General features: G+C 72.0%; 21 protein-coding genes and 1 pseudogene. 19 read left to right on the top strand and 3 right to left on the bottom strand.

Annotated elements, in window-relative coordinates:
- Positions 1-292: 292 nt before the first annotated feature.
- Positions 293-1,801, top strand: a pseudogene (locus tag JOD51_RS17660) (ComEC/Rec2 family competence protein); the annotation flags it as partial.
- A 722-nt stretch (positions 1,802-2,523) separates the two neighbouring features.
- The gene (gene holA, locus JOD51_RS10065; protein ID WP_204608134.1) at positions 2,524-3,543 is read left to right on the top strand and encodes a DNA polymerase III subunit delta; all 1,020 of its coding nucleotides are present in this window, start codon (positions 2,524-2,526) and stop codon (positions 3,541-3,543) included.
- Between the two features lie 245 nt (positions 3,544-3,788).
- On the opposite strand, the gene rpsT is transcribed toward holA, so the two are convergent.
- Entirely contained in the window at positions 3,789-4,049 is a 261-nt protein-coding gene (rpsT, locus tag JOD51_RS10060; protein WP_204608133.1) for a 30S ribosomal protein S20, read from the bottom strand.
- Between the two features lie 203 nt (positions 4,050-4,252).
- On the opposite strand from rpsT, the gene JOD51_RS10055 reads away from it, so the two are divergent.
- The 3 genes from JOD51_RS10055 to JOD51_RS10045 all read left to right on the top strand — a co-directional run bounded on the left by JOD51_RS10055 (position 4,253) and on the right by JOD51_RS10045 (position 7,993).
- The gene (locus JOD51_RS10055) at positions 4,253-5,419 is read left to right on the top strand and encodes a pyridoxal phosphate-dependent aminotransferase (RefSeq protein ID WP_204608132.1); all 1,167 of its coding nucleotides are present in this window, start codon (positions 4,253-4,255) and stop codon (positions 5,417-5,419) included.
- Positions 5,420-5,501: 82 nt separating this feature from the next.
- A complete protein-coding gene (gene lepA / locus JOD51_RS10050; RefSeq protein ID WP_204608131.1) occupies positions 5,502-7,349 on the top strand; it encodes a translation elongation factor 4 in 1,848 nt (615 codons plus the stop codon).
- The gene (locus JOD51_RS10045) at positions 7,346-7,993 is read left to right on the top strand and encodes a DUF1990 domain-containing protein (protein WP_259557118.1); all 648 of its coding nucleotides are present in this window, start codon (positions 7,346-7,348) and stop codon (positions 7,991-7,993) included. The genes lepA and JOD51_RS10045 overlap by 4 nt, the downstream gene beginning before the upstream one ends.
- A 166-nt stretch (positions 7,994-8,159) precedes the next feature.
- Here JOD51_RS10045 and JOD51_RS10040 read toward each other — a convergent pair whose 3' ends face one another.
- The gene (locus JOD51_RS10040) at positions 8,160-8,852 is read right to left on the bottom strand and encodes an HAD family hydrolase (RefSeq protein ID WP_204608130.1); all 693 of its coding nucleotides are present in this window, start codon (positions 8,850-8,852) and stop codon (positions 8,160-8,162) included.
- Between the two features lie 29 nt (positions 8,853-8,881).
- On the opposite strand from JOD51_RS10040, the gene hemW reads away from it, so the two are divergent.
- A complete protein-coding gene (gene hemW, locus JOD51_RS10035) occupies positions 8,882-10,099 on the top strand; it encodes a radical SAM family heme chaperone HemW (protein WP_204608129.1) in 1,218 nt (405 codons plus the stop codon).
- 43 nt (positions 10,100-10,142) lie between these two features.
- On the opposite strand, the gene JOD51_RS10030 is transcribed toward hemW, so the two are convergent.
- Complete coding sequence (locus JOD51_RS10030; protein WP_239539834.1) at positions 10,143-10,628, bottom strand: DUF4870 domain-containing protein; 486 nt, start codon at positions 10,626-10,628, stop codon at positions 10,143-10,145.
- Positions 10,629-10,748: 120 nt separating this feature from the next.
- Between JOD51_RS10030 and hrcA the strand changes: the two genes are divergently transcribed.
- The 13 genes from hrcA (at position 10,749) to leuA (ending at position 24,170) form a co-directional block, all read left to right on the top strand.
- Positions 10,749-11,771, top strand: a complete 1,023-nt coding sequence (gene hrcA / locus JOD51_RS10025) for a heat-inducible transcriptional repressor HrcA (RefSeq protein ID WP_204608128.1) — start codon at positions 10,749-10,751, stop codon at positions 11,769-11,771.
- A gap of 51 nt (positions 11,772-11,822) precedes the next feature.
- A complete protein-coding gene (dnaJ, locus tag JOD51_RS10020) occupies positions 11,823-12,935 on the top strand; it encodes a molecular chaperone DnaJ (RefSeq protein WP_204608127.1) in 1,113 nt (370 codons plus the stop codon).
- On the top strand, positions 12,935-13,699 hold the full coding sequence (locus JOD51_RS10015; protein WP_204608126.1) for a 16S rRNA (uracil(1498)-N(3))-methyltransferase: 765 nt from the start codon (positions 12,935-12,937) through the stop codon (positions 13,697-13,699). The genes dnaJ and JOD51_RS10015 overlap by 1 nt, the downstream gene beginning before the upstream one ends.
- A gap of 77 nt (positions 13,700-13,776) precedes the next feature.
- Positions 13,777-14,130: a histidine triad nucleotide-binding protein gene (locus tag JOD51_RS10010; protein WP_204608125.1), complete on the top strand. Its 354-nt coding sequence runs from the start codon at positions 13,777-13,779 to the stop codon at positions 14,128-14,130.
- Positions 14,120-15,175, top strand: coding sequence for a PhoH family protein (locus tag JOD51_RS10005; protein WP_204608124.1), 1,056 nt, complete (start codon positions 14,120-14,122; stop codon positions 15,173-15,175). The genes JOD51_RS10010 and JOD51_RS10005 overlap by 11 nt, the downstream gene beginning before the upstream one ends.
- Complete coding sequence (gene ybeY / locus JOD51_RS10000) at positions 15,172-15,633, top strand: rRNA maturation RNase YbeY (RefSeq protein ID WP_204608123.1); 462 nt, start codon at positions 15,172-15,174, stop codon at positions 15,631-15,633. Before JOD51_RS10005 ends, ybeY begins: the two co-directional genes overlap by 4 nt.
- A gap of 5 nt (positions 15,634-15,638) precedes the next feature.
- Positions 15,639-16,961 carry a hemolysin family protein gene (locus JOD51_RS09995; protein ID WP_204611064.1) on the top strand — a complete coding sequence of 441 codons (1,323 nt, stop codon included), beginning with the start codon at positions 15,639-15,641 and terminating at the stop codon, positions 16,959-16,961.
- Complete coding sequence (gene era / locus JOD51_RS09990; protein WP_204608122.1) at positions 16,958-17,896, top strand: GTPase Era; 939 nt, start codon at positions 16,958-16,960, stop codon at positions 17,894-17,896. The genes JOD51_RS09995 and era overlap by 4 nt, the downstream gene beginning before the upstream one ends.
- A 56-nt stretch (positions 17,897-17,952) precedes the next feature.
- Entirely contained in the window at positions 17,953-19,167 is a 1,215-nt protein-coding gene (locus JOD51_RS17555; RefSeq protein ID WP_204608121.1) for a sensor histidine kinase, read from the top strand.
- A gap of 10 nt (positions 19,168-19,177) precedes the next feature.
- Positions 19,178-19,876 (top strand): response regulator, encoded by a 699-nt coding sequence (locus tag JOD51_RS09980; RefSeq protein ID WP_204608120.1) that lies wholly within the window; start codon positions 19,178-19,180, stop codon positions 19,874-19,876.
- A gap of 107 nt (positions 19,877-19,983) precedes the next feature.
- Positions 19,984-20,733 (top strand): ABC transporter ATP-binding protein, encoded by a 750-nt coding sequence (locus tag JOD51_RS09975; RefSeq protein ID WP_204608119.1) that lies wholly within the window; start codon positions 19,984-19,986, stop codon positions 20,731-20,733.
- Entirely contained in the window at positions 20,730-22,136 is a 1,407-nt protein-coding gene (locus JOD51_RS17550; RefSeq protein WP_204608118.1) for an ABC transporter permease, read from the top strand. Before JOD51_RS09975 ends, JOD51_RS17550 begins: the two co-directional genes overlap by 4 nt.
- 264 nt (positions 22,137-22,400) lie before the next feature.
- A complete protein-coding gene (gene leuA / locus JOD51_RS09965; RefSeq protein WP_204608117.1) occupies positions 22,401-24,170 on the top strand; it encodes a 2-isopropylmalate synthase in 1,770 nt (589 codons plus the stop codon).
- Positions 24,171-24,225 lie beyond the last annotated feature (55 nt).

Below are 24,225 nucleotides of genomic sequence, written 5' to 3'. Positions count from 1 at the left end.
GCGGACCGCGTCCGGCGCGGCACTCGGCAGTGCCGTGCGGGCATCGCTGGCGGACCTGCGGCTGGCGGGACCGGTCGCGGCGACGTGGATCGTCGTGGCGGTGCTCGTCGGCGTCCCGGCCACGGCCGGCCGCGTGGTCGTGGGCGCGACCGTGATCGCACTGGCGTCACTCGTCGTGGTCCTCCGACACCGGCCGTCCCAGGCGGTCCGGGCGGTCGCGGCGCTGACCCTCACGACCGCCCTGCTGGCCGCCCTGACCGCCGCGGCGGTCCTGTCCGGGCAGATCCACCGGATGCCGCCGGTCGTGCGGCAGACGGCCGGCCACAGCCTGGAGGCGCGTGTCCGCCTGGACCGCGACCTCGCGCCCGGCGACCGGTCCGTGGTCGGGACGCTCGAGGCGGTCGTGGTGCGGGCCTCCCGGTCGGACGGTCTGCGTGTGCCGGTCCGGGTCGTCCCCGCGCTCGACGAGCCGCGGCCGAGCGTGCTGCCGGCCGGAACGGTCGTCACCGTCCGCGGGCAGCTGCAGCTCGACGAACCGGGCTCGACGACCAGCGTCGTGCTCTTCGCACGTGGAGCCCTCGCGACACGGTCCGGCCCGACCGGCGTCCTCGGAACCAGCGCGGTGGCCCGCGCGGCGTTCGCCACCGTCACCGCCGACCTGCCGGAGCCGGGCGGCGCGCTCCTCCGCGGGCTCGCCATCGGCGACCGGTCCGGACTCGACGCCGCGACCGGACAGGCGATGGAGACCGCGGCGCTGACCCACCTGACCGCGGTCTCCGGGTCGAACTGCGCGGTCCTCGTCGGCCTCGTGGTGCTGCTCGGACGGGTCGTGGGCGCACCGCGGGCCCTGCGTGCGGCGGTGGCCGTCGTCGTGCTGCTCGGGTTCGTCGTGCTCGTGCGGCCGGACCCGTCGATCACGCGCGCGACCGTGATGGCGATCGTGGTGCTCGTCGTGCACCTCGGTGGACGGCCGGTCCGGGGTGTGCCGCTCGTCGCCCTCGCCGCCGTGGGCATGCTCGTCGTCGACCCGTGGGTGGCCCACTCGTTCGCCTTCGCGCTGTCGGTACTGGCGACCACCGGGATCGTGGTCCTCGCCGCACCGCTCACCGAGCTGCTCGCGCGGCGGGTGTGGACGCCGCTCGCCGCCGCCGTCGCGGTGCCGATCGCCGCGCAGGTCGCCTGCTGGCCGGTCACGATCCCGTTGTCCGCGGCCCTGCCGACGTACGCGGTGCCGGCGAACCTGCTCGCCGAGGTCCTCGCACCCGTCGCCACCGTCGTCGGTCTCGCCGCGTGCCTGCTCGCGCCGGTGTGGCCGGTCGGTGCCGGGATGCTCGCGACCGTCGGGTGGGTGCCCGCCGCCGGGATCGGGCTCATCGCCCACGGGGCGGCCGGGCTGCCGGTGGCCTCGGCTCCGTGGCCGTCGGGCCCGGGCGGGATCGTCGCCGCCGGGGTGGTGAGCGCTGCCGTCGCGGTCGGGGTGCTCGTCCGGGCGCGGGGGCGGACCGTGCTCCTCGGCCTCGCGGCCCTCGTGGTCGTCGCGGGGGTCGGGTCGGTCACGGTGCCCGCCGTCCTCGTCCGTGGCACGGTGCCGAACGGTTGGAGCGTCGCGATGTGCGACGTCGGGCAGGGGGACGCCACGCTGCTCCGGAGCGGTGGCCGGACGGCCCTCGTCGACACCGGGGACGACGCAGGACGGCTGACGGCCTGCCTGACGCTCCTCGGCGTGAACCGGATCGACCTGCTCGTCCTGACGCACTTCGACCGCGACCACGTCGGCGCCGTGGCCTCGGTCGCGGCGCGGGTCGAGACCGCCCTGGTCGGTCCGGTCGGTCGGCCTGCCGACGAGCGGGTGGTCACGGACCTCCAGGGCGCGGGCGTGGACGTCCGGCGGGCGGCAGACCGGACCAACGGGCTGCTCGGGGACCTCCGGTGGCGGGTGCTCTGGCCGCCGGACGGCGACGACCGGGCAGGCAACGCGGCGAGCATCGTCATCCGGGTCGATCCGGCGCCGGAGCACGCCTGCCCGGGCTGCGTCAGCGCGGTGCTCCTCGGCGACCTGGGCGAGGACGCGCAGCGCCGACTCCTCCGCTCCGCGCCGCCGGAGGCCCTGGTGCCCGTCGACGTCGTGAAGGTCGCGCACCACGGCTCCGCCGACCAGGACCCCGAGCTCTACCGGGTGCTCGCGGCCCGGGTCGGACTGATCGGCGTCGGCGCGGACAACGACTACGGGCACCCGACGCCGAGCGCGCTGGAGATGCTCGCCGCCGCCGGGACCGCGCCGTACCGCACGGACCGGTCGGGGACGATCGTGGTGCGCGGCGGGAGCGACACCGGGGACGCGGGGGACACGGCGGGTGGGGCGACGGTCGGTGGCGATGGTCGTGCGCCCGTCGAGCTGTGGACCGAGCGCGACGCCGGGGCGTCGGCTGCCGCCCGTAGGATCGGTGCGACGCCGACCGGCCCTGCGCCACCGATGCACGGGCCCGGCCGTCGTCGTCGCCCAGCACCACCGGAAGGACCCGCATGCCCGCCAAGAAGCCCGCGCGCGCCGCAGCGAAGATCGACCAGATCCCGTGGTCGGCCATCCGCCCGGCCCCGGTCGTCCTGGTCACCGGTGCCGAGACGTTCCTGGCGGAGCGGTCGATCGGCATGCTCCGCGACCTGCTCGTCGCCGAGGACCCCGCGCTCGAGGTGCACGACCTCGAAGCGGACCAGTACGCTCCCGGACTGCTGTCGACCCTGGCGAGCCCGTCCCTCTTCGGCGAACCCCGGCTCGTCCGCGTCACCACGGTCGAGAAGTGCACGGACGCCTTCATCACGGAGACGATCTCGTACCTGCAGAACCCGGCCGACGACGTCACCCTGGTGCTCCGGCACGGCGGGGGAGTCCGCGGCAAGAAGCTCCTCGACACCGTCCGCAGCGGGGTGGGCGGCGGCATCGAGGTGCAGTGCGACGAGATCAAGCGGGACACCGACCGGATCGACTTCGTCAACGCCGAGTTCCGCGCTGCCCGCCGGAAGATCGCCCCCTCCGCCGTCCGGACCCTGGTGGCCGCGTTCGCCGACGACCTGGCCGAACTCGCCGCCGCGTGCCGACAGCTCCTCGCCGACGAGGCCGCCGAGATCACCGACCGCACCGTCGACAAGTACTACGGCGGCCGGGTCGAGACGAACGCCTTCAAGGTCGCCGACATCGCCCTGGCCGGTCGGTCCGCTCCGGCGATCGTCGAACTGCGGCACGCCCTGGCGACCGGCGAGGCCCCGGTGCCGATCGTCGCCGCGTTCGCGAGCAAGATCCGCACGATGGCGAAGGTCAGCTCCTTCCGCGGGTCGAGCGGGCAGGCGGCCTCGGCGCTCGGCATGGCGCCGTGGCAGGTCCAGCGCGCACAGCGGGACGTCGCCGGGTGGAGTGAAGCGGGCCTGGCGAACGCCATCATGAGCATCGCGACCGCCGACGCCGCGGTGAAGGGCGGGTCCCGCGACGCACACTTCGCGCTCGAGGTGATGGTCCGCACCATCGCCCGACGCGGCGAGGAGCGCTGACCGGCACCGAGCCTCCCGGCCGTGCCCGGTGGTTCCGGGCGGCTCCGATCGGCGCCGCCCAACCGGATCCCGCTCGAGCCGCGGGATCCCCTGGCTCGGGCGGGTTGCTGTTGGGCGCAGCCGGCTGGCACTAGCCCGGCCCGCCGCCGCCCCGCCCCGCCCGCCACCCGGGAACGACGAAGGCCCCGCACCACCGGTGCGGGGCCTTCGTCAGCGCCTCAGAACCGAGGCAGGAGGTCGAGGACTCAGAGAGCCGAGACCTTCTTCGCGATGGCCGACTTGCGGTTCGCGGCCTGGTTCTTGTGGATGACACCCTTGCTCACGGCCTTGTCGAGCTTCTTCGACGCGAGCGACAGAGCGGCAACGGCCTTCTCCTTGTCGCCCGTGGCGATCGCCGCGTTGGTCTGGCGGATGTACGTCTTGAGCTCCGACTTGTACGCCTTGTTGCGGTCGGTGGCCTTCTGGTTGGTCTTGATGCGCTTGAGCTGCGACTTGATGTTCGCCATGCGTGTTGCTCCTGGTTTCGTCTCGGACGGGTGGTTGCGATCCCGGGTAGAGGGGCCCTTCGTCGCATCGCGTTCCACCCGTGGGCGACGGAACGCGTAAGCCAGCGACAAACGTTACCAGGCCGACCCGTCCGGACCAAAGCCCGACACGGTCAGCGTGGCGGGGCGATCGGCGCCCGAACCGGAGCGGATACGGTGTCGACATGCCGTCCCTCGCGCCCCGCATCGACACCGTCCCGCCGTCGGGCATCCGCCGGGTGTTCGAGCAGGCGGCCCTCCTCGACGACGTGACGATGCTCGTGATCGGGGAGCCGGACGTCCCCGTCGCGAAGCACATCGGCGACGCCGCGCGCCGAGCGTGGGCCGAGGACCGCACCGACTACGGCCCCAACGGTGGCATCCCGCAGCTGCGGCAGGCGATCCAGGACAAGCTCCACCGCGAGAACCGGATGGACGTGGACCTCGAGCAGGTCTGGGTCACGGTCGGTGCGACGCAGGCCCTGTTCACGGCGATGACGCTCGTGCTCTCGCCCGGTGACGAGGTCCTGGTGCCGGACCCCGGCTACACGACGTTCACGATGAACGCCCACATCATCGGCGCCGACCCGGTGCCCTACCAGCTGACGCCGGCGCACGGTTTCGGACCCGACCTGGCCGCCCTGGAGGCACGGATCACCGGCCGCACGCGCGCGATCGTCGTGAACTCCCCGTCCAACCCCCTCGGCACCGTCTTCGGTGAGCAGACGCTGCGCGACCTGTTGGCACTGGCGAAGCGCCACGACCTGTGGGTGATCAGCGACGAGGTCTACGAGTACTTCACCTACGGCACCCGGCACGTCAGCCTGGCGTCCCTCGACGAGGACGACCGTGTCTTCTCGGCGTTCTCGCTGAGCAAGACGTACGCGATGACCGGGGTGCGGGTCGGCTACCTCGTGACGCCGAAGGGCCTGGGGCCGACGATGCGGACCGTGCAGGAGTCGATCATCAGCTGCGTCGCCGAGCCCGACCAGTGGGCCGCCCTCGCGGCGATCGTCGGCGACCACTCGCCGGTGCAGGACGCCCGCGAGCACTACCGCGAGAACCTCGAGATCGCGACCGGGGTCCTGGACGCCGCCGGCATCCGGTACAACGACCCGCAGGGCGCGTTCTACCTGTGGATCGACGTCTCGCACGCCACCCAGGGTGACGTCGCCGAGTGGGCCCTGGCGTTCCTCCAGGGCGAGCGCGTCGCCGTCGCACCGGGCAGCGCGTTCGGCCGGACCGGTGAGGGGTGGATCCGGGTGTGCCTGGCGGCCTCGGCCGAGGACCTCCGCCGCGGGCTCGGCGCGCTGCCGGTCCCCACCGTCGGCACCCGCACGACCGAGGCCTGACCAGGGGCCGCCCGTCCGGTGCGCACCGCCGAGGTGCGAGCATGGGACAATCGACGGACCGTCCGACCCACCCCGAGGAACCGTGAGCCCACAAGCATCTGCGCCGCTCGAGCCCGCCTCGACGCCGGCCGCCGCGATCCGCAACTTCTGCATCATCGCGCACATCGACCACGGCAAGTCCACGCTGGCCGACCGCATGCTCTCGATCACCGGCATCGTCGAGGACCGGGCGATGCGTGCGCAGTACCTCGACCGGATGGACATCGAGCGTGAGCGCGGCATCACCATCAAGTCGCAGGCCGTCCGCATGCCGTGGGAGCTCGACGGCGAGACCTTCGCGCTGAACATGATCGACACCCCCGGGCACGTCGACTTCTCGTACGAGGTCTCCCGCTCCCTGGCCGCGTGCGAGGGCGCGATCCTGCTCGTCGACGCCGCCCAGGGCATCGAGGCGCAGACGCTCGCGAACCTGTACCTGGCGCTCGAGAACGACCTCGAGATCATCCCGGTGCTCAACAAGATCGACCTGCCGGCCGCCGAGCCGGAGAAGTACGCGGCCGAGCTCGCGCAGCTCATCGGCGGCAAGCCGGAGGACGTGCTCCGTGTCTCCGGCAAGACCGGCGAGGGCGTGGCCGAACTGCTCGACCGCGTCGTCCGCACGGTGCCGGCTCCGGTCGGCACGGTCGACGCCGCACCCCGCGCGATGATCTTCGACTCGGTCTACGACAGCTACCGCGGCGTCGTCACCTACGTGCGCATGATCGACGGCTCGATCAAGCCACGCGAGAAGGTCCAGATGATGTCGACCAAGTCGACGCACGAGATCCTCGAGATCGGGGTGTCGAACCCCGAGCCGACCCCGACGAAGGGCCTCTCCGTCGGCGAGGTCGGGTACCTCATCACCGGCGTGAAGGACGTCCGCCAGTCCAAGGTCGGCGACACGGTCACGAGCGCACTGCGTCCGGCGACCCAGGCCCTGCCCGGCTACACGGACCCGAAGCCGATGGTCTTCTCGGGCCTGTACCCGATCGACGGCAGCGACTACCCGGTGCTCCGCGAAGCGCTCGACAAGCTGAAGCTGTCCGACGCCGCGCTCGTGTACGAACCGGAGACCTCCGTCGCGCTGGGCTTCGGCTTCCGCTGCGGCTTCCTCGGCCTGCTGCACCTCGAGATCATCACCGAGCGGCTGTCCCGCGAGTTCGCCCTCGACCTCATCACCACCGCCCCGAGCGTGGTCTACGCGGTCACGACCGAGGACAACGAGGTCACCGAGGTCACGAACCCGTCCGAGTTCCCGACCGGCCGCATCCTCGAGGTCCGCGAGCCGATGGTCCGCGCCGCGATCCTGGCCCCGAAGGACTACGTCGGCGCGATCATGGAGCTCTGCCAGCAGCGCCGCGGCTCCCTGCTCGGCATGGAGTACCTCGGCGAGGACCGGGTCGAGATCCGCTACGAGATGCCTCTCGGCGAGATCGTGTTCGACTTCTTCGACCAGCTGAAGAGCAAGACGCAGGGCTACGCCAGCCTGGACTACGAGCCCACCGGCGACCAGGCCGCCGACCTCGTCAAGGTCGACATCCTGCTGCAGGGCGACCAGGTCGACGCGTTCAGCGCGATCGTGCACCGCGAGAAGGCGTACGCGTACGGCACGCTGATGACGGAGCGGCTCCGCAAGCTCATCCCGCGCCAGCAGTTCGAGGTCCCGATCCAGGCCGCGATCGGCGCCCGCATCATCGCCCGCGAGAGCATCCGCGCGATGCGCAAGGACGTCCTGGCGAAGTGCTACGGCGGTGACATCACCCGCAAGCGGAAGCTCCTCGAGAAGCAGAAGGAGGGCAAGAAGCGCATGAAGACGATCGGCCGGGTCGAGGTCCCGCAGGAGGCCTTCATCGCCGCCCTGTCCGGTGACGTGGAAGAGAAGAAGAAGTGAGCCGCGGACACCAGCACCGCACGGCGCTGACGTACGGGGCCGTCGGTGCCACGCAGGCGTCCGACCTCATGACGTACCCGCCGGAGGGCTTCGTGCCGGCCGAGTCCCGCGCCCGCATCGGGCACGGCGACCAGCGCTTCGACACCGCCGTCATGCAGGCGCTCACCTGGCAGATCCAGGAGCGCAGCGGCATGGGCGTCCACGTCGAGGACATGCCCGAGGACGACGAGGTCCGCTACAACCCGGTCACCTTCGACGAGCAGGGCGTCCCGATCGCCCCCGCCTCGATCGGCACACCCCGGGTCGAGAAGACCACGCCCGACGGTACGCCGCTCATCACGGCGGGCACCACGGCGACGCTGACGATGCACGCCTTCGGGCGGACCGTGCCGGCGCCGGTCCGGGTCGTCGCGATCATCGACGAGCGCGACCGCAAGGGGTTCGCGTACGGCACGCTCGACGGGCACCCGCTCTCGGGTGAGGAGTCCTTCGTCGTCGAGCGCACCCCGGACGGCTCGGTGTGGCTGCAGGTCCGCCAGTTCTCGCAGCCGGCCAGCCGCAAGTGGCGCTTCGTCGCGCCGCTGCTGCGCCGCCAGCAGCGGGTGATGGCGGAGAAGTACCTGGCCGCCCTGCGCGGCGACTGACCCGACGGCGTGACCGGTCCCGGAGACCGGTCACGGGCCTCCCGGCCGGGAGGCACGCCCCGCGTCCGACAGGCAGTCCCGCGTCCGACGGGCGGACCCGCCCCGGCACAGCACCGACGGGCGGACCCGCCCCGGCGCAGCCCCGACAGTCCGGCAGCCGCCCCGCTCAGGCGAGTGGCGGCAGCCCCGCGATCGCTTCCTCGATGAGCCGCGCGTCCTCGACGCAGTCCCGGGCCACGGCGACCGCGCTCGTCGCCCCGAGCGCCGCGACGTCGTACGCCCCGGTCGCGACCGCCACGAACGGGATCCCGACCGCGTCGGCCGCCTCGCCGTCGCGCGGGGTGTCGCCGACGATGACCGCCCGGGTGCCGGACAACGCCGCAGCGGCGACGGCGGTGACGCCGGCCCGCTCGACCTCGGTGTCGCCGAAGTACGAGTGCTCCCAGTCGAAGTCGTCGACGTCGAAGCCCGCGCCGAGCAGCTTCACGCGCGCCCGGTACGCGGAGTTGCCGGTGAGCAGGCCGTTCCGCCACCCGAGCTCGGCGAAGTGGCGGACCAGTGCGCGGGCACCCGGGGCGGGCGAGCGGCGGTCGCCGGAGCGGTGCCGTTCCTCCGACAGGTCACGGAGGTGCCCGCTGACGGTGGGGACCAGTCCGTCGTCGAGCCGGTGGGCACGGACGTGCTCGACGATGATGCCGGCGTCGGTTCGACCGTGCTGGTGGCCGACGAGCTGGGGGAGGTCGCGGCCGAGCGCTCGTTCGAGCGCCAGGTGGTACAGGTTCCCCGGTGACGCGGCGTTGCGCACGAGGGTGCCGTCGATGTCCCACAGGACCGTGGTGCTGACCGGGTGGTGCTCCATGCCGTCCATGATGACGGACAATGGACTCCATGCCGAGTGCTCTCCCGATCGCCGATCCCGCTCCGTCGGACGGACTGGTCGCACCGGCAGCCGGAGCGGGCGACGTCCCGTTCGGCGTCTACGTGCACGTGCCCTTCTGCCGGGTGCGCTGCGGCTACTGCGACTTCAACACGTACACGGCGTCCGAACTGCGCGGGGTGCGGCGTGACGACTACGCCGGCCACGCCCTGCGCGAGATCGCGTTCGCGGACCAGGTGCTCGAGCGCTCCGGGGTCCCGCGTCGCCCGGTCTCGACGGTGTTCTTCGGCGGCGGCACCCCGACGATGCTGCCGGCGTCCGACCTGGCGATGATCCTCCGGGCGATCGACGACACGTGGGGGATCGTGCCCGGTGCCGAGGTCACGACCGAGGCGAACCCGGACTCCGTCGACGCGGACTCGATCGCGACGCTGCAGCGCGCCGGCTTCACCCGGATGAGCTACGGCATGCAGTCCGCGGTGCCGCACGTGCTCGCGACCCTCGACCGCACGCACGACCCCGAGCGGGTGCCGGTCGTGGTGGACCTGGCGAAGCAGCAGGGCCTCGACGTCAGCCTCGACCTCATCTACTCGACGCCGGGGGAGTCGCTCGACGACTGGCGCACCTCGCTCGACGCGGCCATCGCCTGCGCCCCGGACCACGTGTCGGCGTACTCGCTGATCGTCGAGGACGGCACCGCGATGGGCCGGGCCGTCGCACGCGGCGAACTGCCCGCGCCGGACGACGACCTGGCTGCCGACATGTACGAGCTCGCCGACCAGGTGCTCGGCGACGCCGGCTACGACTGGTACGAGGTCTCGAACTGGTCGCGCGGCCCCGAGCACGCCAGCCGGCACAACCTGTCCTACTGGAAGGGCCACGACTGGTGGGGCATCGGCCCGGGCGCACACTCGGCCGTCGCCGGCACCCGCTGGTGGAACGTCAAGCACCCGGCCGCCTACGCGGGCAAGGTGCTGCAGGACGTGTCCCCGGCCGCGGGCCGCGAGACCCTGGACGACGAGACCCGGTACGTCGAGCGGGTCCTGCTCGCGGCGCGGGTCCGCGGTGAGCTGCGGATCGACGAGCTCCGCCGGGAGGCGCGTGGCCGCGTCGCCGGCCTCATCGCACGTGGTCTCGTGGACGGGCGGGCGGCGCTGGGCGGGACGCTCGAGCTGACGCTGTCCGGACGGCTGCTCGCCGACGCCGTGGTGCGCGACCTGCTCGACTGAGCGGACGGCGCCGCGTGCACGTGGTCGCTGGGGCGCGCGTTCGCTACTGCTTGATGAACTCGATCGCGAGCGGGTAGCGGTAGAACTGCCCCTGGTTCGCGGCGAGGGCGGCCAGGATGCCGAAGACGATCGAGACGATGCCGGCGGCCGTGATGACGAGGAAGCCGATGCCGAGCACCGACGTCAGGATCCCGGCGAAGTAGGCGATGGCCATCGTGATGTGGAAGTTCAGCGCCACCCGGGTGTGCTCCCGGACGAACTGCCCGCGGTCACGCAGCACGAAGAAGGCGATGACGGGCACCAGGACGTTCGAGAAGATGCCGCCGACGTGCGTCAGGGTCGCCCAGAGCCGCTGGTCCTCCGGGGTCATCGGCTGCGGGGGCCGGTAGCCGGCGGGGTACTGGTCCCCGGGCTGCTGGCCGCCGCCGTACTGCCCACCGCCGTACTGCCCGCCCGCCTTGCCGCCGGCGGGCTGCCCGCCGCCCGGGTACTGGTCGCCGGGTCCGCCGGGTCCGTGTCCGTCGCTCATGCCCGCAGCGTACCGAGACGCCCGTGGAGAAGTCCCGTCCGGTCGGCGGTCAGGCGTAGGATCAGCACTCGGCATGTGAGAGTGCCAGCCGGTGCGGAACGACAGGAGCGGAGGGAACCGATGGTCAGCGAACGGAGCCTCGAGGTCCTCAAGGCCATCGTGCGTGACTACGTCGCCTCGCGCGAACCCGTCGGCTCGAAGACCATCGTCGACCGGCACGCCTTCGGGGTCAGCGCCGCGACGATCCGCAACGACATGGCCCAGCTCGAGGACGAGCAGCTCATCATCGCCCCGCACACCTCGTCCGGCCGGGTCCCCACCGACAAGGGCTACCGGGTGTTCGTCGACCACCTGGCCGCCGCCCGCCCGCTCTCCGGCGCACAGCGTCAGGCGATCGAGACGTTCCTGGGCGCCTCGAACGACCTCGACGACGTCCTCACCCGCACCGTCCGGCTGCTCAGCCAGCTGACGAACCAGGTGGCCCTCGTGCAGTACCCGACGATGGGGCACGCCCGGGTCCAGCACGTCGAGCTCGTCCGGCTCGCCGACACCCGGTTGATGGTGGTCCTCATCACGGACACCGCCCGGGTCGAGCAGCGCGTCATCGAGACGGACGTGCCCTTCGACGAGTCCGCGCTCGCCGAACTCCGCACCCTGGTCAACGGCGCGACCGTCGGGCTCCCGCTGCAGGACGCCCCGCCGGCGCTCCGCGCGATCCCCGGCCAGCTCCGGCCCGCGGTCCAGCCGCTCGCCGGTGTCGTGGTCGCCAGCCTGGTCGAACAGGTCGCCGCCAACCGGCAGGACCGCCTGCTGATGGCGGGCGCCGCGAACCTGGCGAAGAGCGAGCAGGACTTCTCCGGCGGGCTCTTCCCCGTGCTCGAGGCGATCGAGGAACAGGTCACCCTGCTCCGGTTGTTCGGCGAGATGCAGGTCGACGACATCGCCGTGGCGGCGAGCATCGGGCGTGAGAACGCCGAGTACGGTCTCGACGCCACGAGCATCGTCGCCGGCGGCTACCTGGCCGCCCGCGGTGAGATCGCCCGACTGGGCGTCCTCGGTCCGACCAGGATGGACTACGGCACGAACATGGCCGCCGTCCGAGCGGTCGCCCGTTACCTGTCCCGGCTGCTCGGCGAGAACTGATCGCCGGACGCCCCTCCCACCCCGTCCACCCACGCACCCCCTGAGGAACACTTGGCAGACCACTACGACGTCCTCGGCGTCCCGCGCGACGCCTCCGACGCCGACATCAAGAAGGCGTACCGGCGGCTCGCCCGCGAACTGCACCCGGACGTGAACCCGAGTCCCGACGCCGCAGAACGCTTCAAGGACGTCACGCACGCGTACGACGTCCTGAGTGACCCCGAGCAGCGCCGCCGCTTCGACGCCGGCCCCCAGGACGGCGGGTTCGGCGCCGGTGCCGGCGGGTTCAGCGACATCTTCGACGCCTTCTTCGGTGGCGGCGGTGGTGGCGGCGGCCGGGGGACCGGTCCGCGCAGCCGTGCCGAGCGCGGTGGCGACGCCCTGCTCCGACTCGAGGTCGACCTGGACGAGGTCGTCTTCGGCACGCACAAGGACCTCGAGGTCGACACCGCGGTGCTCTGCGACACGTGCGCCGGTTCCTGCTGCGCCCCCGGCACGAGCCCGCAGACGTGCGACATCTGCGGTGGGACCGGCCACATCCAGCGCCAGGTCCGCTCGCTCCTCGGCAACGTCGTGACGAGCGCCCCCTGTGGCACCTGCCGCGGCTACGGCACCGTCATCCCGAACCCGTGCCCGACCTGCCAGGGCCAGGGCCGCGTCCGCGCCCGTCGCACCGTGCCGGTCGACGTGCCCGCCGGCGTCGACTCGGGCCTCCGCCTGCAGATGCCCGGTCAGGGCGAGGTCGGCCCCGCCGGTGGCCCCGCCGGCGACCTGTACCTCGAGGTCCGCGTCCGGCACCACGACGTCTTCAGCCGCGACGGCGACGACCTGCTCGCCACGCTCGAGGTCCCGATGACCGACGCGATCCTCGGTGCCACGACGACGATCGACGGTCTCGACGGACCGGTGGAGCTCGAACTCCGCCCGGGCGTGCAGAGCGCCGACGTGCTCGTCATCAAGGACCGCGGCGTCACGAAGCTCCGTGGCTCCGGCCGAGGGGACCTCAAGGTCGGCATCCAGGTCGTCACGCCGAGCAAGCTCTCGCACAAGGAACGGCAGCTGGTCGAACAGCTCGCGAAGTCGCACAAGGCCGGCTCCCCGCAGCTGTCCCGCTTCCAGCAGGGCATGTTCGGCAAGATCCGCGACCGGTTCTTCAACTTCTGATGGCCTCGCTCTACCTCGTCGACACCCTCGACGACGTCACGGTGGGCGGCCAGGTGGCGCTCGACGGCGCCGAGGGTCGCCACGCCGTGACGGTGTCGCGGGTGCGTGTCGGCGAGCAGCTCCGGCTCTCGGACGGCCGCGGCACGGTCGTCGCCGGCACGGTCGCGACGGTGGGCAAGGACTCGCTCCTGCTCACGGTCGCGTCGGTCGGCGTCGAACCGGCGCCGCGACCCGCGCTGACCCTCGTGCAGGCGCTCGCCAAGGGCGGCCGTGACGAGATGGCCGTGCAGGCCGCGACCGAGATCGGTGTCGACCGGGTCGTGCCGTGGTCTGCGGCGCGCAGCGTGTCGCGCTGGGACGGCCCGAAGGTCGAGAAGGGTCGCGCCCGATGGGCGGCGATCGCGCAGGAGGCCGCGAAGCAGGCCGTGCGCGCCCGGGTCCCCGAGGTGGTCGCCCCGGTGACGACGGCCCAGCTCGCCGGCGGTGCGGGTGCGGCGGCGACGGAGGACGGCCGGGAGGCACGCCGCCAGCTGGTCCTGCTGGAACCGACCGCCTCGGTGCGGCTCGCCACCTGGGAGCCGCCGACCGACGTCGACGAGATCGCCCTGGTGGTCGGACCGGAGGGCGGCATCGAGCCGTCCGAGCTCGAGCGGCTCGAAGCGGCCGGCGCGGTCCGGGTCCGACTCGGCGACACCGTGCTCCGGACCTCGACCGCGGGCCCGGCTGCGCTGGCCGTCCTGCAGTCGCGGCTCGGACGCTGGTGAGCCGGTCCGGCGTGGATCGGAGCACCGGGGGACACCGGGACGGCGCGGCGTCGGTCGCGCGTTCTACGATGGTGCCCATGACCAGCACCGAGCCCAGCGTCTTCACGAAGATCGTCGCGCGCGAGATCCCGGCGACCATCGTCGCCGAGGACGACCGCGTCATCGCGTTCGAGGACATCGCCCCGAAGGCCCCCGTGCACGTGCTGGTCGTGCCGAAGACCCCGGCGTACGCGAACGTCGGTGAGCTCGCAGCAGCCGACCCCGACCTGCTCGCGCACGTCGTCCAGACCGCCCAGCGCATCGCCGACGAGCGCGCCGGCGGACAGTTCCGACTCGTGTTCAACACCGGCGAAGCCGCCGGCCAGACCGTGTTCCACGTGCACGCGCACGTACTCGCAGGAGACCTGCAGGAAGGCACCCTTGCCAGCTGACGAACCAGCCACCACCGAGCCGCAGTCCGTCTCGGAGCCCGTCTCGACCTCCGAACTCACCGTCGACGGCATCGCCATGGTGCAGTTGCTCGGCCCGCAGGACCGCCTGTTGAAGACGGTCGAACGCCAGTACCCGTCGGTCCGCGTCCTGGTGCGCGGCAACCAGGTCACGCTGTCCGGGCCGGAGCGCGACGTCACCCGTGCCCGGGCCCTGGTGGACGAACTCGTCGGCATGGTCCGGCGCGGGCAGGACATCGGCCAGACCGACATCCCCACCTCGGCTCGGATCATCGACGAAGAGCGCAGCCCGTCGGGCGTGTTCGGCACCCCGATCGTGTCGAGCCGCGGCAAGTCGGTGCGCCCGAAGACGGACGGTCAGCGTGCCTACGTCGACGCCATCGACGAGCACACCATCACGTTCGGCATCGGCCCGGCCGGTACCGGCAAGACGTACCTGGCGATGGCGAAGGCGGTGCAGGCCCTGCAGCGACGCGAGGTCTCGCGCATCATCTTGACCCGTCCCGCGGTCGAGGCCGGTGAGCGCCTCGGGTTCCTGCCCGGCACGCTGACCGACAAGATCGACCCGTACCTCCGCCCGCTGTACGACGCGCTCAACGAGATGATGGACCCCGAGCTGGTCCCGAAGCTCCTGGCCGCCGGCACGGTCGAGGTCGCGCCGCTGGCGTACATGCGCGGCCGGACGCTCAACGACTCGTTCGTCGTCCTCGACGAGGCGCAGAACACCACGCCCGAGCAGATGAAGATGTTCCTCACCCGTCTGGGCTTCGGCTCGAAGATGGCCATCACGGGCGACATCACCCAGGTCGACCTGCCGGGCAACGTCTCGGGCCTCCGCCTGGTGACCCGGATCCTGCAGGACGTCGACGACATCCACTTCGCCCGCCTCGGCAGCGAGGACGTGGTCCGCCACACCCTGGTCGGCCGGATCGTCGACGCGTACACCGTCTACGACGAGGAACGTCTCGTCGAACAGGCCGCCACGCGCCCCCACCAGCAGGACGAACGCCGAGGAGGCACCCGGTGAGCATCGAGCTCAACAACGAGTCCGGTGTGGGCGTGGACGAGGACGTGGTGCAGCGTCTCGCCGCCTTCGCACTCGACGCCATGCACGTGCACGCCGACGCCGAGCTCGCGATCGTGTTCGTCGACGAGGGCGCGATGGAGCAGCTGCACGTCCGGTGGATGGACGAGCCCGGTCCGACCGACGTCCTGAGCTTCCCGATGGACGAGCTCCGCCCGGGCACCGAGGACGAGCCGACGCCCGCGGGGCTCCTCGGCGACATCGTCGTCTGCCCGCAGGTCGCCGAGGAGCAGGCGAAGACCGCCGGTCACTCGACGCTCGACGAGATCCTGCTGCTGACCTGCCACGGCATCCTCCACCTGCTCGGCTTCGACCACGCGGAGCCGGAGGAGAAGGCCGAGATGTTCGGTCTGCAGGGCGAGATCCTGGCCGCCTTCGCCGCCCAGCGCCGGGGGCGGTGACCGCAGTGCTGCTCGTCGCCGGTCTGCTCGCGGTGGCGTTCGTGCTGGTCGTCCTCGGTGGACTGCTCGCGGCCGCCGACTCCGCCCTGTCGGTGCTCTCGCGCGCCGACCTCGAGGAGATCGCCCGCGGTAGCAAGCGCCGCCGTGCGATCGAGGCGCTGGCGGACGACCCGGGCGCCCACGTCAACGCGCTGAACTTCTTCCGTGTCCTCGCCGAGACGGCCGCCGCGGTGCTCGTGACGATCGCCCTCGTGACGGTGTTCGACACGTGGTGGGTCGCCCTCATCGTCTCCGCGGCCGTCATGACCGCGGTGTCGTTCGTGCTCGTCGGGTCGAGCCCCCGCAGCGTCGGACGGGCCCACGCCGAGGGCATCATCGCGGCGACCGGGGGACTGGTCCGCGGTGTCCGCATCGTGCTCGGTCCGCTCGCCGGGCTCCTCGTCGCGATCGGCGACCGGGTCACCCCGGGCCGGGTCCGCAGCGCGTCGAGCGTCTCGAGCGAAGAGCAGCTGCTGTCCCTGGTCGACGAGGCGACCGAGAGCAACGTGCTCGAGGCCGACGACCGCGAACTCATCCACTCGGTCTTCGCGTTCAGCGACACCCTGGTGCGCGAGGTGATGGTGCCGCGCACCGACATGGTCACCGCGGACGCCCACGACACCGTCGCCGCCGTGATGGAGCAGTTCCTGGCGACCGGTGTCTCCCGGATGCCGGTGATCGGCCGCGACAGCGACGACGTGCTCGGCGTCGCGTACCTCCGCGACCTGGCCCGGGGCCTCTACGAGCGCCCCGAGGTCGGCACCCGCCCGGTGCGCAGCATGCTCCGGCCGGCCGAGTTCCTGCCGGAGTCGAAGCCCGCCGACGAGACCCTGCGCCACATGCAGCTGGCGAAGAACCACCTGGTGCTGGTCGTCGACGAGTACGGCGGCGTCGCGGGCCTGGTCACGATGGAGGACCTCATCGAGGAACTCGTCGGTGACATCTCGGACGAGTACGACCGCGCCGTGGTCGACCGCGCCGAGATCGAGCCCGGCCGGTGGCGCATCTCGGCCCGACTGCCGATCGACGAGCTCGGCGACCTGTTCGGCATCGAGCTCGACGACGACGACGTCGACACCGCCGGCGGCCTGCTCACCAAGGAGCTCGGTCACCTGCCCTCCGCCGGGGACACCGTCACGGTCTCCGGGGTCCTGCTCATCGCGGACCGCGTCGAGGGCAAGCGCCGCCACCTCATCACCGTGATCGCCGAGCGGACCGCCGACCTGGCGTCCGCCGAACAGGCCTTCGGTGACTCCGACCACTCCACGACGGGAACACGATCCACATGACCGACTCCGGACCCGACACCACACCGGCGACGACGGCTCCCTACCGCGCGGGGTTCGTCTCCTTCGTCGGCCGCCCGAACGTCGGCAAGTCGACGCTGACGAACGCCCTGGTCGGCCAGAAGGTCGCCATCACCTCGTCGAAGCCGCAGACCACCCGGCGGGCGATCCGCGGCATCGTGCACCGCCCGCACGGGCAGGTCATCGTCGTCGACACCCCCGGTGTGCACCGCCCACGCACGCTCTTGGGCGAGCGCCTCAACGACCTCGTGCAGTCCACGCTCGGCGACGTCGACGTGATCGGCTTCTGCGTGCCGGCGAACGAGCCGATCGGGCCGGGTGACCGGTTCATCAACGACACCCTCGACCAGTACCCGCGGGCCAAGAAGATCGCCATCGTCACGAAGATCGACCGCTCCGGCAAGGAGAAGATCGCCGAGCAGTTGCTCGCGGTGTCGCGCCTCCGCGAGTGGGACGCGATCATCCCGACCTCCGGTACCGAGGGCCTGCAGCTCGAGGACCTGATCGACGAGGTCGTGTCACTGCTGCCGGAGTCGCCGCAGCTCTACGACGACCTCGCGGTGACGGAGGAGACCGACGAGGAGCGGATCGGCGAACTCATCCGCGAAGCCGCGCTCGAGGGCGTCCGCGACGAACTGCCGCACTCGCTCGCGGTCGTCATCGAGGACATGGTCGAACCGGACGGCGATGACGACCCGAACGGACCGCTGCGCATCTTCGCGAACCTGTTCGTCGAGCGGGACAGCCAGAAGTCGATCGTCATCGGGCACAAGGGCGGTCGTCTCAAGGACGTCGGTACCCGGGCCCGGGTCGAGATCGAGGGGCTGCTCGGTCGTCACGTCTACCTGAACATCCGCGTGAAGGTCGCCAAGGAGTGGCAGCGCGACCCGAAGCAGCTCGGCCGACTCGGCTTCTGACCCGGGTCATCCCACGGTCGGACGCGCTGGCCGCCCGCGCGCCGTACCGTGGGGTCGTGTTCCGTCCCGTCCTCCGCACCCAGCTCGTCGTCGACATCGGCACGGCGCTGCTCCTCGGTGCGCTCGTCGCCATCGTGTCGGCGCAGGGGATCGACGCGCTCACGGGCCTCGTCACCACCGGCATCCTGGCCCTGTCGCTCGCACTCCGCCGGGTCGCCCCGGGGCTCGCACTCGGGATCGCCTGGGTCGGCGCCGTCGTCCAGATGGCGACGATGCAGAACGCCGGCCTCGCCGACCTGTTCATCTCCGGCGTGCTGTACACCACGAGCGTCTACGGCACCCGGCGCATCCGGATCGCCGGGCTCGTCTCGGCGTTCGTCGGCTCGGTCGTCGCCGGCACCTACATGGGCGTCCGCATCTACGGCGTGCAGGGCATCGGGGGCCGGGAGACCCTGAACGGTGCCGTGCAGTACGGCGCGATGCTGTTCGTCGTCGTCCTGGCCGTCCTGTTGCTGCCCTGGCTCGCCGGTCTGGCCGTCCGGGCCCGCCGCTCCGCCCGGATGAGCCGGGAGGCTCAACTGCTGGCCGAACGCGACGCCGCCCGGGCCGACCGGAACGTCGCGATCGAGCAGGAACGCGTCCGGATCGCCCGCGACATGCACGACATCGTGGCGCACTCGCTCGCGGTCGTGATCGCGCAGGCCGACGGCGCCCGCTACGCCCTCCGTGCCGACCCCGCGGTCGCCGACGAGGCCCTCGACACCATCGGTGCGACCGCCCGCCGTGCGCTCGGCGACGTCCGCGAGCTGCTCGGGGCACTCCGGCACGAGCAGGGCACCGCGCCGACCCCGGACATCGACGACATCGAGCGGCTCGTCGGGCAGATGCGCGACGTCGGGCTCGAGGTGGAGGTCGAGCGCGCGGGCGACTCGTCCACGCTGCCGACCACCACGCAGCTCGCCGTGTACCGGATCGTGCAGGAGAGCCTGACGAACGCGTACAAGCACGGGGCTCCCGGCAGCACCGTCCGGGCACGCCTGACCTACCGTCCGGACACGGTCGAGATCGACGTGGTGAACCGCCGCGCCGAGGACGACCGACCCGGACCCGGCACCGGCCACGGACTGGTCGGCATGCGGGAGCGTGCCACCATGTCCGGCGGGAGCATGACGGCGGGGCCCCGGGGCGAGGACTTCGCCGTGGCGGTCCGGATGCCCGCCCAGCCGGCGACCGGACAGATGCCCCGGAACACGATCACGACCAACCGATGACGAGCAGGCGATGACGGACACGACCACGACCACGAGCACCCCCGGACCGGCCCGGATCCGCGTCGCCCTGGTCGACGACCAGGCGCTGTTCCGCACCGGCATCCGGATGCTCATCGGCTCCCAGCCCGACCTGCAGTTCGTGGGGGAGGCCGGCGACGGTGCCGAGGGCATCGAACTCGTCCGCCGGAACCGCCCGGACGTCGTGCTCATGGACATCCGGATGCCGGTGAAGGACGGCATCAGCGCCACTGCCGACATCGTCTCGAGCGGTTCCGACGCCAAGGTGCTCGTCCTCACCACGTTCGACTTCGACGAGGCCGCGGCGAAGGCCATCCGCGCCGGGGCGAGCGGCTTCGTGCTGAAGGACGCCGACCCGGAGTTCCTGCTCGCGGCGATCCGCACCGTGCACGCCGGCACGACGGTGTTCGCCGCCTCGGCGACCCGCGAACTCCTCCGTCGCTACGAGGACCCGGCGGAGGTGCGGTCCACGGTGCCCGCGGCCTTCGCCGGCCTGACGCCCCGGGAGCGCGAGATCTTCGACCTGGCGGCACGTGGGCTCAGCAACGCCGAGATCGCCGCGCACGAGTACGTCAGCGAGGCGACGGTGAAGACCCACATCTCGCGGGTCCTCACCAAGCTCGAGCTGCGCGACCGGGTGCGCCTCGTCGTGTTCGCGCACCAGCACGGCCTCGTCAGTCGAGCCGACTGAGCCTCATCCGCTCGGAGGACACCGGCCGCAGATGCCCACCGTGGGGATGACGGACCGAGGTCCCGCGGCGGACGCGGGACGGGCCTCCCGGACGCGATGGTGGAGTCATGACCAACCACGCTCCGATCATCCGTCTCGACCATGTCTCCAAGCACTACGGTGACGCCGCGCGCCGGGTGACGGCGCTGGACGACGTCAGCGTCGACATCGGTGCCGGCGAGTTCACCGCGGTGATGGGCCCCTCCGGTTCCGGCAAGTCCACGCTCATGCACGTCGCGGCTGGCCTCGACCAGGTGTCCGCCGGTCGGATCACGATCAACGGCGCGGACATCACCGGGCTCGGCGACCGCGAGCTCACCGAACTCCGTCGTCGACGTCTGGGCTTCGTGTTCCAGTCGTTCAACCTCGTGCCGACGCTCGACGTCAGCGAGAACATCCGGCTGCCGTTCCTGCTCGGTGGGCACAAGCCGGACCGCGACGAGACCGCGTGGATCGACCGTCTGGTCGAGATGCTCGGGCTCGGGAACCGCCTGAGCCACCGGCCGCACGAGCTCTCCGGCGGGCAGCAGCAGCGCGTCGCCATCGCCCGCGCCCTCGCCTCGCGCCCGGCCGTCGTCGTCGCCGACGAGCCGACCGGTGCGCTCGACTCCCGGACCGGGCGGGACGTGCTCGCGATCCTCCGCGGCGCCGTCGACGACTGGGGTCAGAGCGTCGTCATGGTGACGCACGACCCGGTCGCCGCCGCGAACGCCGACCGGATCCTGTTCCTCGCCGACGGCCGCGTCGTCGACGACCGGCCCCGCACGGGTGCCGCCGAGATCTCCGCCACGATGCTCGGCATGGAGGCGGCGGCGTGACCGGCAGCACGAACGGCGTGCGGCAGTTCGCCCCGACGATCCTGGTCGCCGCACTCGGCACGACCTTCGGGTCCGCGCTCGTCATCGCCCCGGGCATCGTCACCGAGGCGATCTCCGCCACCGGCCTCGACGACGTCAGCTCGGTCAAGGCCATCCTGTCGGTGATCGGCTGGCTGGCGCTCGGCATCGCCCTGTACGTCGGCGCCATCGTGACCGCCAACACCTGCGCGACGCTCATCGCCGGCCAGACCCGCGTGATCGCGCTGCAGCGGCTCGTCGGCGCCACCGGGGCCTCGCTCCGTGCCCGGATCACCCGCACCGGGCTCGTCGTCGGCCTGCTCGGCGGGCTCATCGGCGCCGTCGTCGGGACCGGTCTCTCCGCGGTGTTCGTCGCCGTGCTCCGCGGCAACGGGTTCCTGCCCGACCGCTCGTACACGCTCCTGCCCTGGGAGCTCGTGCTGCCCGTGGTCGCCGTCGTGCTGGCCACCTGGGGCGCCTTCGCCGCCGGGTCTCGACGCGTGCTCACCGTCACCCCGCTGCAGGCGCTGTCCTCGAGCGTCGAGCCCAGCCACGAGGACGTCCGCACCGGCACCGCGCGGAAGGTCTGGGCGATCGTGCTCATGGCCGTCGGCGCACTGCTCGCACTGATCGGCCTGGCCCTCAGCGGCGCGACGCCCCTGGCGGTCCTGCCCGCGGCGCTCGGCGGGTTCGTCTCGTTCGCCGGGGTCGCGGTCGGCGCCACCATCGTGATGCCGCCGATCCTGCAGCTGATCGGGCGGATCGGGTCGCACGACCCCGTGGTCCTGCTCGCCGGCCGGAACGCGATGCGCGCCCCGGCACGCACGGCCCGCGCCACCATCGGACTCGTCATCGGCGTCACGCTGCTCGTCACGTTCGCCGTCGCGCTCGGGATCATGCAGCACGTCACCGAGTCCGCGCTGTCCGGGCAGAGCGGCATCACGCCCGCGATGCTCGACGAACAGCGCAGCTTCTTCGTGCAGCTCGACGCCGTGGTCAGCGTGATCGTCGGCTTCTCGGCCGTGATCGCCGCCGTCGGGGTCGTGAACGCCCTGGCCCTCGGCGTGCTGCAGCGTCGCCGGGAGCTCGGCCTGCTCCGCGTCCTCGGGCTGACCGGTGCGCAGGTCCGGCGGATGATCGTCACCGAGGCCGTCCAGATGGTCGTCGCGGCCGTCGTCACCGGGCTCGTGCTCGGCACCGCCTACGGCTGGCTCGGCGGGCAGACGCTCCTCGGCACGCTCCGCTCGGTCACCGCGCCGGTGCTGCCGCCGACGACCATCGCGGTCGTGGTGGTCGGGGCGCTCGTCCTGGCGGTCGTCGCGACCGTCGCTCCGGTCCGGCGCGCGATGCGCGTGCCGCCGACCGAGGCGCTGGCCGTCGACTGAGTGGTGACCACGTCACGGACGGGAGGCACGGTGCCAGCGGGTGCCGTGCCTCCCGTCCGTCACGTGGTGCGTCCGTCAGGTGGTCCGTCCGGCGCGTGGTCCGTCCGTCACACGGTGCGCCGTCGGCGCCCTCCGGTGCTAGCGTGAACCCGATGTACTCGGCACTCCTCCTCCTTCGTCGCCGCGACGAGGCCTGACAACCGGCCCACCTCGTCGCGGAGTCCGTCGTGGCCGCACCGCAACCACACCGACGAAAGCGAACCGATGCAGAACGCGCAGCGCCCCTCCGGGATGCCGATCCACAAGTACGTCCCCTTCTCCGAGCAGATCACCGTCGACCTGCCCGACCGCACCTGGCCGACGAAGCAGATCGACCGTGCGCCCCGCTGGTGTGCCGTCGACCTGCGTGACGGCAACCAGGCACTCATCGACCCGATGGACGCCGAACGCAAGCGCGCCATGTTCGACCTGCTCGTCCGGATGGGCTACAAGGAGATCGAGGTCGGGTTCCCCAGCGCCTCGCAGACCGACTTCGACTTCGTCCGCAGCCTGATCGACGAGGGTGCGATCCCCGACGACGTCACGATCCAGGTCCTGACCCAGGCGCGCGAGCACCTCATCGACCGCACGTACGAGGCGATCGACGGCGCGAAGCAGGCCATCGTCCACCTGTACAACTCGACGAGCATCGTGCAGCGCGAGGTCGTCTTCCGCACCGACGTGCAGGGTGTCGTCGACATCGCCGTCGCCGGCGCGCACATGTGCAAGGCGGCCGAGGCCCGGCTGCAGCACGACACCACCGTCTACTACGAGTACTCGCCGGAGTCCTACACGGGCACCGAGCTCGAGGTCGCGGTGCAGATCTGCAACGCGGTGCTCGAGGTCTTCCAGCCGACGCCCGAGCGCAAGGTCATCATCAACCTGCCCGCGACCGTCGAGATGGCGACCCCGAACGTCTACGCCGACTCGATCGAGTGGATGTCGCGCAACCTCGCCCACCGCGAGGACGTCATCCTGTCGCTGCACCCCCACAACGACCGCGGCACCGCCGTCGCCGCCGCCGAGCTCGGCTACATGGCCGGCGCCGACCGCATCGAGGGCTGCCTGTTCGGCAACGGCGAGCGGACCGGCAACGTCGACCTCGTCGCGCTGGGCATGAACCTGTTCACGCAGGGCATCGACCCGGAGATCGACTTCTCGGACATCGACCAGGTCAAGCGCACCGTCGAGTACTGCAACCAGCTGCCGGTGCCCGAGCGCCAGCCGTGGGCCGGGGACCTGGTCTACACGGCCTTCAGCGGCTCGCACCAGGACGCCATCAAGAAGGGCCTCGAAGCGCTGGAGGCCCGCGCGACCGCCGAAGGTGTCGGCGTCGACGACGTCGTCTGGGCGGTGCCGTACCTGCCCGTCGACCCGAAGGACATCGGCCGCTCGTACGAGGCCGTCATCCGCGTCAACTCGCAGTCCGGCAAGGGCGGCGTCGCGTACCTGCTGAAGACCGACCACGCGCTCGACCTGCCCCGCAAGCTGCAGATCGAGTTCAGCGGTGTCGTGCAGCAGCGCACGGACGCCGAGGGTGGCGAGTTCACCTCCGAGCGCATCTGGGACCTGTTCCACGACGAGTACCTGCCCGCCCACGTCGACGACGACAAGTGGGGCCGGTACGAGATCACGAAGACCGCCACGTCGAGCGACTTCGACGGCACGACGAAGCTGTCGGTCGCGATGCGCGTCGACGAGGGCACCGTCGCGGCCGAGGCGGTCGGCACCGGTCCGATCGACGCGTTCCTGTCGGTGATGGCGGACCAGGGCGTCGCCGTCACGCTGTACGACTACTCCGAGCACACGATGAGCGCCTCGGGTGACGCGCAGGCGGCGTCCTACGTCGAGCTCGACGTCGACGGGGTGCGGCTCTGGGGTGTCGGGATCGACGCCGACATCGCGACCGCGTCGCTCAAGGCGATCGTCTCCGCTGTGAACCGCGCGGTGCGCGCGGGCGCGGCCTCGGGTGCGCCGGAGCTCGTCTCCGCCTGATCCGCCTGGTCCGTCCGGACGGGAGGCGCGGTGCGGGCCCGCACCGCGCCTCCCG

Source organism: Curtobacterium herbarum (assembly GCF_016907335.1).
Classification (GTDB): domain Bacteria; phylum Actinomycetota; class Actinomycetes; order Actinomycetales; family Microbacteriaceae; genus Curtobacterium; species Curtobacterium herbarum.
The sequence above is the reverse complement of the archived record's forward strand: the minus strand, read 5'-3'. Positions and strand labels throughout refer to the sequence as shown.